At 60.8% G+C, this 11,635-nt stretch carries 7 protein-coding genes; 1 reads left to right on the forward strand and 6 read right to left on the reverse strand.

The window, feature by feature from the left end:
• The 5 genes from AC1DR7_RS10935 to metX form a co-directional block, all read right to left on the reverse strand.
• Window positions 1–3,029 (reverse strand): non-ribosomal peptide synthetase (locus AC1DR7_RS10935; RefSeq protein ID WP_478076486.1); only part of this gene is annotated, 3,029 nt, incomplete at its 3' end.
• A gap of 23 nt (window positions 3,030–3,052) precedes the next feature.
• Window positions 3,053–3,307 (reverse strand): acyl carrier protein, encoded by a 255-nt coding sequence (locus AC1DR7_RS10940; RefSeq protein WP_457319796.1) that lies wholly within the window; start codon window positions 3,305–3,307, stop codon window positions 3,053–3,055.
• A 76-nt stretch (window positions 3,308–3,383) separates the two neighbouring features.
• Entirely contained in the window at window positions 3,384–5,039 is a 1,656-nt protein-coding gene (locus AC1DR7_RS10945; protein ID WP_478052971.1) for a fatty acyl-AMP ligase, read from the reverse strand.
• 1 nt (window position 5,040) lies between these two features.
• Window positions 5,041–6,156, reverse strand: a complete 1,116-nt coding sequence (locus AC1DR7_RS10950) for a homoserine dehydrogenase family protein (protein WP_457319800.1) — start codon at window positions 6,154–6,156, stop codon at window positions 5,041–5,043.
• On the reverse strand, window positions 6,153–7,256 hold the full coding sequence (gene metX / locus AC1DR7_RS10955) for a homoserine O-acetyltransferase MetX (protein WP_457319802.1): 1,104 nt from the start codon (window positions 7,254–7,256) through the stop codon (window positions 6,153–6,155). The genes AC1DR7_RS10950 and metX overlap by 4 nt, the downstream gene beginning before the upstream one ends.
• A 630-nt stretch (window positions 7,257–7,886) precedes the next feature.
• On the opposite strand from metX, the gene AC1DR7_RS10960 reads away from it, so the two are divergent.
• Complete coding sequence (locus AC1DR7_RS10960) at window positions 7,887–10,157, forward strand: TonB-dependent receptor plug domain-containing protein (RefSeq protein WP_478076487.1); 2,271 nt, start codon at window positions 7,887–7,889, stop codon at window positions 10,155–10,157.
• 99 nt (window positions 10,158–10,256) lie between these two features.
• On the opposite strand, the gene AC1DR7_RS10965 is transcribed toward AC1DR7_RS10960, so the two are convergent.
• On the reverse strand, window positions 10,257–10,787 hold the full coding sequence (locus AC1DR7_RS10965) for a nuclear transport factor 2 family protein (RefSeq protein ID WP_478052973.1): 531 nt from the start codon (window positions 10,785–10,787) through the stop codon (window positions 10,257–10,259).
• Window positions 10,788–11,635 lie beyond the last annotated feature (848 nt).

Genomic DNA, 11,635 nt, shown 5'->3' on the forward strand with positions numbered 1-11,635 from the left:
CCTCCCAGTTCGAAGAAATCGTCATGCCGCCCGACCCGTTCCACGCCCAGGAGCTCGGCCCAGATCGCGGCCAGCACCTGCTCCATCCCCGCCTCTGGTGCGACATACCCGCGCGTGACCGAGGCATCCAGCCCCGGTATGGGCAGCGCCTGGCGATCCAGCTTGCCGTTGGGTGTAAGCGGCATTGCTGGCAGGCACACGAAGGCGCTGGGCACCATGTAGGGAGCCAGCGTCCGCGCGACCTGCTGACGCAGCACCTGCGCCGTAGGTGCAGCATCAGCATCGGCCACGTAGTAGGCAACCAGGCGCTGCTCGCCGCCCGCATCCGCCCGCGCCACCACTACAGCCTCGCGTACACCGGCACAATCTGCCAACACGGCCTCGATCTCACCCAGTTCGATACGGAATCCGCGCAGCTTGACTTGGAAATCGTTGCGACCCAGGTACTCGATGCTGCCGTCGGCGCGCCAGCGCCCCAGATCACCGGTCCGGTAGACCTTGCCACCACCACCAGCGAAGGGAACCGCGATGAAGCGCTCTGCGGTCAGTTCTTCACGCCCCAGGTATCCACGTGCCACGCCTGCGCCACCAATCAGGATCTCACCCGTCACGCCTGCCGGAACCGGCTGCAGCCGGCTGTCTACGATGTACACCTGCGTATTGCCGATCGGACGGCCGATATGCGCGATGAAGCCGCCGGCACGCGGCATTGAGACCCACGTCGAGTAGGTCGTGGTTTCCGATGGGCCATACAGATTGGACACCGTGTCGATTGCCGTTCGCTCGAACAGCCGTCCCACCAATGCAGCCTTCAGAGGCTCCCCGGCCAGATTCACCTGACGGACACCGTGCAGGGTCGCGCCCGAGTCGAGTACGGCAGCGATCGCCGAAGGCACGGTATTGACCAGCGTTGCCGTGTTCAGAACCGCACCGGCTGAAATCAGGTCCGGCACCAATACCGTTGTCGTTCCCGCAGCCAGCGGCGCGAACAACTCGAACACATGCAAGTCGAAATTGATCGACGTCGAGAAGACCACGCGCGAAAGCACCTGCGGCTCAAACTCGTGCAGGCTCCAGGCGATGAAGTTGGCGGCGTTGCCGTGTCCAATCATCACCCCCTTCGGCTTCCCGGTCGAACCAGAGGTGTATATCACGTACGCCAGATGCTGCGGCCGCAGTCCCAGGGCTGCGGTGTCGGGATCATGGTCCGGTTGCTGCTGCAGCGCCTCTTCATCCAGCCACAGCACAGCGGCGTCACTGGCCGGCACCACCTCGCGCAACGTCGTCTGGGCCAGTACGCAGCGCGGTGCGCTGTCTGCCAGCATGAAGGCCAGGCGCTCGGCAGGGTAGCCCGGGTCCAGCGGCACGTAGGCGCCACCAGCCTTGAGCACGGCCAGCAACGCCACGACCATGTCCACACCGCGCCGAAGGCACACGGCCACCCGGTCATCCGGCCCCACGCCCTGTGCGATCAACCGGTGGGCTAGGCGGTTGGCGCGGCAGTTCAGTTCGGAGTAGCTCAATTGGCAGTCTTCAAACTCCAATGCCACCGCATCACCATTGCGCCGCACCTGTGCCTCGAAGTACCCGTGCAGCAGCATGCCCTCGTCGCGGACCAGCCCGGTATCGTTGAAGTCCTGCAGCATGCGTGTACGCGCATGCTCTGGCACGATCGGCAAGTCAGCCACCCGGGTGGCTGGATCACTCGACGCCATCGCGTCCATCACAAGCACAAAGGAAGCCGCCAGCCGCTCAATGGCCTCGCGCTCCAGCCTGACGTGATCGAAGGAAAACTCGCAGCGCAGCGTTTCGCCAGCTTCTAGTACCTGAAGGGACAATGCGATGCCCTCCAACCCAAGTGGCTGCTCGAGATGGTACGCCGCCAGCGAAAGATCACCCCACTGCAGACCGGTTCTCTCGCCGTCGTCAAAACTCCACAATCGACTCAGCCCCTCGTCGTAGCGGGCCTTCTGGAAAGCGAACATGACTTGAAAAACCGGGTGGGTGGCCGCGCGCGACAGGCGCAGTGCTTCGATCAATGCCTGGAAGGGGTATTCCTGACGCGCCAGGCCAGCGAGCGMATCGTTGCGCGACTTGCGCATCACCTCGGCCAACGTATCTTCGGCGCCAACCCGCGTCCGCAGCGGCACCATGTTGACGAAATCCCCGACGACCGCGTCCCATCGTCCATCGCCGCGCGCGGGCATGGGACACCCCACAATGAGGTCCTCCTGCGCGGTGTAGCGCTGAAGGACGATCTGGAACGCGCTCAGAATGACGGTAAACAGGTTTGCCGCCTGCCGAGATGCCAACGCACGCAGTGCACCCAGTTGCCCGGCAGAAACATCAATGCGAATGGAACCCTGCTGTGCCTGCTCCGGATGTGTGTGTTCGGCAAAACCAAGGCGCAACTCCGGCAGATCCCCGGCAAGTCGCTCCAGCCAATAGTCGCGCTGCCTCGCCGCCTCCGGCGAGTTCATCCAGCCACGCTGCCACTGGACATAATCGCGATAGGTTGCACCATCGCCACCATCATCGGCCATGCAACGGCCACGCAACAGCTGGCCGAGTTCAGCGAGCAGGCGCCAGTATGACCATCCATCACTGATGAGATGATCCATGCTCAGCACGAATACCGCCTCATCATCACGGTAATCGAACAGGTGGCCGCGCACGAGCGGCTGCTCCGGCCCGAATGGCGTCAACGTTTCGGCCAGGACTGCTGCTCTCAGGCGGCCGTCATCCCACTGCTTGGCACTGGTGCGCCGCAATGGCACCTGCGCCACATGATCGGTGCACTGCATTGGCTCGCCATCCCTTTCGACGATGCGTGCACGCAGCATGGGATTACGCTCCGCCAACGCCTGYAGAGCACCAGCCATGCGGGTCTCGCAAACAACTCCCCGCAGACGGACGGCAAATATGTTGTTGTGCTGCGCCCGACGCTCGGGTGCCCACTGGTACATGAACCAGCGGCTCCTCTGTGCGGGTGAGAGAGGAAACCATGCCGAATCGACCTTCACATTCATTCGCAGCGACTCCGGGATTCGATTCACGTGGACGAGGAATCGTCCTGCGCGCCACCCTGCGTGCGCAGAAATAGAGCCAGCTCGGCGATGCTCGGATGATCGAACAACCATTCAAAATCGATCTCAACACCAATTGCATCCTGTGCTTTGCGCAGGAATCGCAAACCACTCAGTGAGTCCAGGCCCACCTCGGCAAAGCAGGTTTGCGCATCGAGCTCCGTGCCATCACCAAGCGTGTCGCGCAATGCAACGAGCAACGCCTCTTCATAGCTGTCCATGCAACTCATATCTCCGAAGCGGAACAATCTTGGGGACCCGGCAGCAGAAGCACCTGCCGGGCAGCGCGTGTGATCATCACGCGGGAAGCGGCGGCGCAACGGAAGGAAGCAACCCCGCCAGGTAGTCTGTACGGCATTGCGAACGGCGCACTTTTCCGCTGGAAGTCCTGGGAAGCGCGCCCGGCCGTATCAGCACCACATCGGCGACGCTAAGGCCATGCCCGGTACGCACGGAGGTGCGGACAGAAGCCGCCAGGCTCGGCCATTCACTCTCCCGCCGTACCCATTCACGCTCCACCTCGGCCACTACGACAAGGCGAACGGGGTTCGCACCGGATTCGACGGAGAACGCGGCCGTACCACCGGTCCTGAAAGCGCTACACGCCAGTTCGACGGTCGCTTCGATGTCCTGGGGCGCATGGTTGCGGCCGTTGACGATGATCAGATCCTTGAGGCGCCCAAAAACATACAGTTGTCCATTCTGTATCCAGCCCAGATCGCCTGTTCTGAGCCAAGCTTGGCCATCCTCACCCGGCAGCGTCGCCTGGAACACCTGCTGGCTCTCCTGGCTGCGGCGCCAGTAGCCCTGTGCGACTCCACCACCGGCTGCCCATATTTCGCCCAATGTGCCATCCGGCAATGTCAGGCGGCTTTCCGGGTCCACGATCTTCAAAAGCGTGCCGGGCGCCGGCTGGCCACAGCAGACCACCTCGATTCCATCCCGTAGCAGCATCCTTGGTTTCGCACCGACACGGCCACCGGTGATGAAAAGCGTTGCTTCCGCCATGCCGTAACAGGGATAAAAAGCGCCAGCACGGAACCCGGCGTTTGCGAATCGCTGCGTGAAGCGTGCAATGGTATCGGCTCGGATCGGCTCGGCTCCGCAGAAGGCCACCTCCCAACAGGAAAGATCCAGCCCCTCAAGATCGTGCTCGGTCACTGCTTCTGCGGCGAGTTCATACAGGAAGTTGGGTCCGCCGCTGGTGGTGATCCGCAGCGAGGCAATCAACCCAAGCCAACGCTCTGGAAACTGGACCAGCTCCGCGGGCGGCACGAAGCTGGTGGTGCATCCCACATATACCGACTGCAGCACCCCGCCCACCAGGCCCATATCATGAAACAACGGCAGGCCGATAAGAATATTGGAGCGTTCCGAGGTGCCCATCGAAACGCGAATCGATTCACTGTTGTCGGCCAGATTGGCATGGCTCACCGCCACCCCTTTGGGGTCGCCAGTGGAGCCGGACGTGTACTGCAGGAAGGCAAGCTGCGCACCGTCAGTGGACCCCAGCACATCGCACTGGTCGCCATCAACGGGTACCGGCGCACTGCGCATATCCACCACATCCAATGCATGCTCCAACCCTGCAGCGGCCTGCAGCGCGTCATCGCCGTCGCAGACCATGGCCGACGCACCTGCATCGCGTGCCAGCAAGTACAAGCGGTCCGCCAGGTTCTTCCTGCGCGGCGGTGCTGTCGGAACCGCTACCGCACCGGCTAGCAGGCAGGCATGGAAGGCGACAACGAAGTGGTGCTCACTACGGCACACAAGCAGTACCCGTTCCCCTCTCCAGCCACGGCTTTGGAACTTTCGTGCCAGCGTGGTCGCTGCACGTACGAGCTCCCCATACGTCAACGTATGAGGAGTCGATACCCCCTGGATGAAACGATAAGCGACCCGCTCTGGTTGCTCGCGTCCGTGACGTAGCAGTAATTCGGGAAGAAACGTCATCTCAGTCGGCTCCGCGAAACGCGGCCGAAACGATGTCGCTCAGCACGCCTGCCGCGGTTATTTCGACACCCGCACCCGGTCCGCCAAGCGAGAGCGGCACCGTGTCCTGCAGTTCGGTGTGGATCACGATCCGGTTCTCCCCCGGAAGCATCTGGGCGTAGCTTGAGCTGGCAGAAACGCTCTGCAGGCCAATGCGTCCCCCATGGCGATCCACCTGCGCCATCACCACCAGACGCTCGGCGCGCGCCTCGGCTTCAGCCACCCGCTTCGCCCACGCTGCATCGTCTCCGCGCAGGCTGTCCACCAACAGCGGAATCTCGATGTGGTCGGATTCGGTCAGCGGCGATATAACAAGATCTTCCAACTCAAGCATGAAACCGGCTTCGCGAGCGAGCACCAGCAGCTTGCGACTCAGATCCACCGCACGCAGATCCTCAAGTGGGTTGGGCTCGGTATAGCCCATCTGCCTGGCGTTCTCGACCGCCGTGGAGAACGGGCACCCCTCGTGCAGCCGGTGCAGGATGTAGCTCAACGAGCCCGAAAGCACACCCTGGATGGAGGTGGCCTGCTCGCCACGCAGGCGCAGGTCACGCAATGGGCCAAGCAGCGGTATGGCGGCGCCTACCGTGGTCTCGTAGCAGTACGGAACGCGGTTTTCGCGTGAGAGCCGCTGCAACTCCCGGTAACTGTGCAGGTCACGAGCATTGGCCCGCTTGTTCGCCGCCACCACGCCAATGGAAGCAGCCAGTAGTGGCATGTAGAGGTCCGCGATCTCATCGCTCGCTGTACAGTCGATCACCATGGGGCGGTGCGCGCTGCCGCCGCGCAGATACTCCAGCAGCTGCGCCTGATCACCAGGCTTGCGCATCTGCATGTCCACTTCAATGTGCGCAGACGCCAGACCATCCTCATCGAACGCCAGGCCACGCCGGTCAAAGGCAGCGATCAGACGAAGATCCAGACCTTCGCCGCGAAGCGACGCAGCCTGCCTTGCCAGCTGCCGCCTAAACGCGCTGCCAACCTGGCCGCGGGCACCGATCAGCACGAGATCAACGCGATTTATGCGGTCTTCCCGGCATTCAGGCGCGACTGGAACGGCGGAAGCCTCAACATTCATGCGACATATCCTTCGGCGATTGTTTCTCCGGCGCGGCGGCGCTGGACCTCATGAAAACGCGTCAAGTGCGGCTCCAGCATTGCCGCGTCAATAAGAAAGCCGTCATGCCCTTGTTCGGAGTCGATCTCCACGTACTTAGCCTGCGACAACCCCTCGGCTATTTCGCGCTGTTCAGAAGGAGGATAGAGCCAGTCGCTACTGATGGAGATGACGATGGCCGGCTGACGGATGCCATTCAAGGCCGCCTCCACACCGCCACGTTTCCACCCGATGTCATGGCGGTCCATTGCATCGATCAGCGACAGGTACACATTTGCGTCGAATCGCCCGACGAAGTGCCTGCCATGGTGATGCAGCCACTCACGCACCGAATCGCTGCTGTGCCCCTCCTTACCGGACTGCGGCGCGACTGCCACGCCTGCGTGCCGCTGCTCGAACATCCGAGCGGACCGGTAGGTCATCATGGCGATGGCACGTGCTGCGCCCAGACCGGCAATCGGCGGCGCCTGGTCGGCGTAGTCACCCGCAAGAAAGGCGGGGTCTGAATGTATCGCCATCCGCTGGGTTTCGCTCCATGCCCTGCACCAGGCCGAATGTCGTGCACTGGCCGCCACCACTGCCAGCGCGCGGACGCGCTGCGGATCGAGCAGCGCCCACTCCAATGCCTGCAGGCCTCCCATCGAACCACCCGCAACCATGCTGATCGACCGCACGCCAAGTTCGTCGGCCAAGCGCATCTGGGCACGCACCTGGTCGCGGATGGTCAATGCAGGAAATCGCCTGCCATAGCGCTGGCCCAAGCAGTCGATCGATGCAGCGCCAGTACTTCCATAGCAACCACCCAGAACATTGCTGCACACGATGAAGTCGCGCTCCGGATCGAATGCCAATCCCGGGCCGAACAACGGCGACCACCAGTCATCGGCGTCCGGCGAGCCAGTGAGCGCATGGCAGATTATGACGGCGTTGTCGGCGGCAGGAGACAAGCGCCCCCAGGTACGGTAGGCAATCGTGTAGCCATCCAGCTCGCCGCCCAGTTCCAGGTGAAGCGGGGAACTACTCGAACACAGGCGTACCGGCGTCGAATACGGGGATGGCATCACGCTGCCTGCGCCGGAAGAACGCTCGGAAAATATCTGGAGCCCAGGCCGACATCACCTTCCCCTGCATGCCAGATGAGCGGAACGCGCCTCGATCCAGTGACTGACAACATAGAAGTCCTTTTCTTCACGTCACGAATGTTCCGAAAGGTGCAAGTCTGCAGGCCCGATGCCGCTCGTGGCCCCAGCATGCAAAACCTGTTTAAACCGCCTCGGCAGTTGATGCCATGCACCGAGCCTTCCGTAAGTGTGCCGACCATATCCGAGGCCGGCGAAGGCCGTCAACATCGCGAAGCTGAAGTCCCGCACAGTTTATTGGCGGCGCATCTGAATGTCAGGAATTTCCTATTGACAATCCTCCAGTAGCTTGCCTTATAGTCAAGCGCTACCACTCGCACGATGCGGGGACTAATTATCACGGATGATTTGCCTTCTCAGCCGACGCAACAACGCACAGTGTGACCGTCATCACTGGCTTGCGTCGCAAGGGTCCGGGCGGCATGCCCTCACGACGCAGATTGAAGCACACGAAGTTGGCCGCGCATCGCAGAAGGTGCGATTTCGCGCGCGTGTCCGCTTGAGCGTTCCTCACTGCCCAATACGTAGCGATTGCCGCCTCAACTGAACTCCATGACACTAATCAACCATTCCCGTGCTGCATTGCGACGACACGCCCTTTATCTGGCATTGCTGCCATTGGTTGTACCCGGGGTGGTCAGCGGTCAGACCTCCCCGCCGGCAGCCGTTCGAGGCCAAGCAGCTGACGGCAACAGCGACACTGCGATACCCGCCTCCGGGGCACCTGACAGCGCCGCTACAACCGCTGCGCAGGCAGCGACCAAGTTGTCCGCAGTCAATGTCACGGCACCCAATGATTCCGACTCGCGGCGTTATGAGATTACCAACCGCGTCGTCTTCGGTCGCAAGGAGATCGAGCGTCACAACGACAACAACTTGAGTGACGTGATGCGTCGGCTACCCGGCGTAACTGTGTCACCCATCGATGGTGTCCGCATGCGTGGATTGGGCGGCGGGTATGTGCAGATTCTGGTCGACGGCAGCCCCGTTTCAAGCGACTTCTCACTCGATTCAATCAGCCCGGATCTGATTGAGCGCATCGAGATCCTGCCTACGGCTGTCGCCGAGTACAGCACCAAGGCAATAGCCGGCACGATCAACGTGGTGCTACGCAATCACGGCAGCACAGTGCAGCGCACCCTGAAGCTCAATGCGGGCAAGGACGGTGGAGAATGGTACCCCAGTGCAAGCATGCTGCTGTCGGACAAGCACGGCAATCTTTCCTGGTCGCTGAACGCAGTGGCGAGTCGCCCCAAGAGTCGCATCCATGCGCTGATAACGGACAGCGAATCAGATGCTGACGGAAGCATCGATAGCCTTCGCAAGACCAAAGAACTTTTCAATGGAACTACCACCACATTCAATCTCGCGCCAAGGTTGAACTGGAAGTTCGACGAAGACAACGCACTTACCTGGAACAGCCTTGTGCAGCACTCGAGGGAAGAGTGGACGCGTGACCGCCAGGAGAATGTTCTGGTGGGCGGCCCCACCGACTATCCCCGCAACGTATGGATCAATGACTCCCGCGCGTGGTCGGGCCGAACCGACCTGAACTGGAAGCACACGTATGAATCCGGCGCGACGTTGAACGCCAAACTCGGCCTCAACTACCTCAAGCGCGACACCAACTTCAACTTCCTCGGTTTTTCACCAACCGGTGATTTCGCGCTGGACCGCCAGGTTGTTTCCGATGCGATCGACAGGAACTACACCACTACTGGCAAGTACCTGGTGCAGGCGGGCGACAGTCACTCCATCGCGCTGGGCTGGGATGGCGCTTACACAGCGCGCAGCGAAGCCCGCCTGCAACACGACCTGGACCCGCAGGGTACGGTGCTCGATATCATTGACGAGAGCTACCGCGCAGGCGTCAAACGCATCGCGTTGTATGCGCAGGATGAATGGGAGGCACGGGACAGTCTGCAGATTTATCTCGGCGCTCGCTGGGAAGGCCTGTACACCCACGTTGAAGGACCCACGAWTGCATCGGTAGGCAACGACTCGAGTGTGTTCAGCCCCATCGTGCAGGCGGTCTGGAAGGTGCCCGGCACCAAGAAGGACCAGGTTCGGTTCGGGGTGGCGCGCACCTTCAGTTCCCCAGCGCCGCGCACGCTCGTGCCTCGCCGCTACACCGTCAACAACGGAAACTCACCAACCAATCCCGATATTCAGGGAAATCCCGACCTGCTGCCCGAGATCGCCTGGGGCGTGGACGCAGCCTACGAGCGTTATTTTGGCGAGAACGCGATGATCAGCCTCAGCGCTTACGCGCGTCGGATAGACGAGGTGACCATCAACAGACTGTTCGAGCAGGACGGCATCTGGATATCGATGCCGGTCAATGCAGGACAGGCTCGCACCCATGGCATTACGCTGGAGGCAAAATTCTCGCTGCAGGACCTGATCAAAACCGACGAAAACATTCAGTTCCACGGCAACCTGACTCGCAACTGGTCGAGCGTCGACAGCGTGCCGGGCCCCGACAACCACCTAGCTACCCAGACACCCTTCAGCGGAACGATAGGGGCGGAGTGGGTTGCTTCAGATAGTTTTTCAACGGGCTTTGACTTTTCCTATAGCGGCAAGAGCTTCACCCGGGTCAGCGAATTCTGGAGCACGGGAACTTCGCCTGGGCGCACGCTCGATGTCTACGCGACCCTCAAGCTGGACAAGAAAAGCAAACTAACACTTTCCCTTTCCAATCTATTGCATCAAACGGACGGATTGACGACGCAGTTCAACGCCCCCACCTCACGCAATTCACGGCTCTACGCAACTGACAGCGATACAGGCATCAAGCTGCAGTTCGAGCGCCAACTCTGACATGGCCACCTGTCGCGGACGTCAGCGAGCTGCAGCCAGCAACTGGGCGACGGGATGACTGGCCGGCGCCGTCGGTAATCCTCCGCCCAATGGCATGCTTTACCGGCCCACTTCACTGCGCTTGTCCCGCATTGAGTAGACCACCGAGAAAATCTTCCATCCTGTTTCAGTCCGTACAAGCTGCCATGCCTCCTTGCCCCAATTCACTTTTGTGTTGTTCGCAAGGAATTCATAATCGAACGAGACGGATGCAACATCTCCATCCGTCTCTATCTTGACGTCGCTGAATGTTTCTTCGCGGCGCTCGGCGGTCGAAACAGACTCGTCGATCAGGGAGATGAAATTGTTCGAGGAAATCCGCCGTGCCTTGATGGCGTCGGGGTTTTGTTTTCGAATTGCCGAAAGGCGCTTGTCTTCCGACACAAACTGCCATCCGATCTCATCCGGCTTGTCCGAAAAGAACAGGCCCATGTAGGCCACCTTGTCTTTCTGCAGCAACGACAACCGGAATGATTCCATCACTTGCCTGATCGCCTGAACATCGTCAATCGGACGTTGTGCAGCGTCGGCTTGAGCACAGAACAACATCGCTGTGGCAGACACAACCAACGAAGCCTTCCCAAGGTACATGCCAACTCCCTCATTGTTATGCGAGCAGTAGGTCACCGCGGGACACCGACTAAAGCAGTGACCCAAGATCATCCTGCTGTCCCGCGGCGACGTGCAATCACGGCTGCAGCCGTTTAACGCAGAGTACTGCGGCGCATACTGCGAAAACAATAGCGTGCACTGCCCGATTGTGCCGTTGAATCTGATACCAACGGGCCGAACTGACTCTTTCATCCGGACGCGTTGAGCTTGCCGGAAGCGTCGACGGGAGATCAACTAGCACAATGGAGCGACGGGAAGTCCCCCGAATGCGAATGCCACACGAGTCGGGAGGCCTGCAAGGCCAGCGAGCCTCTCAAATCGCGGCACACCAAATTTTTCAGAGCAGCTCAGGAGTTGCTGGCACGAGCGAGCGGTCAGTGTCTGAACGTCGCTTGCATTTATAGAAACATAGCGAACATGGGAACTCGATAGAAGCACTTCCCGGTGCGCCAGCTCAGCCGCTCGCAGACCACAGATCAGCTTGCTGCTGGCAGGGATCGTGTACAGCGCACGATAGATGCCAAGCACGGAACTCACGCGTTCAAGTGTCTCGAACGGACGTTCCCCCCGGGCGCCCGCCTTCAAAGAAGCGAAAGCATCCACGGGCTGTCCAAAGATCGCTGACTGTTCCATCTCGGTTCGGCACCAAGCCTTAGCAATCTGGGTGAACACCCTTAGAGCTGGCCCTACATGCCGGGATCACCAATTTGAAACGGCCTACTCATGATCTCGGGCCACGTCAGCGCATGGCTAATGCTACCCCTAATCAATTCAACAGGCTCGTATCCAGTGCCATCGATTTGCGAGAAAGTTGCTTCCGCACAGCG

It is taken from the genome of Stenotrophomonas sp. P5_A9, assembly GCF_056400525.1.

Excerpts from the sequence above, each read along its gene's own strand:
- AC1DR7_RS10940 (WP_457319796.1), bottom strand. The coding sequence starts at position 3,307 with ATGGACAGCTATGAAGAGGCGTTGCTCGTTGCATTGCGCGACACGCTT.
- AC1DR7_RS10945 (WP_478052971.1), bottom strand. The coding sequence starts at position 5,039 with ATGACGTTTCTTCCCGAATTACTGCTACGTCACGGACGCGAGCAACCA.
- AC1DR7_RS10950 (WP_457319800.1), bottom strand. The coding sequence starts at position 6,156 with ATGAATGTTGAGGCTTCCGCCGTTCCAGTCGCGCCTGAATGCCGGGAA.
- metX (WP_457319802.1), bottom strand. The coding sequence starts at position 7,256 with ATGCCATCCCCGTATTCGACGCCGGTACGCCTGTGTTCGAGTAGTTCC.
- AC1DR7_RS10965 (WP_478052973.1), bottom strand. The coding sequence starts at position 10,787 with ATGTACCTTGGGAAGGCTTCGTTGGTTGTGTCTGCCACAGCGATGTTG.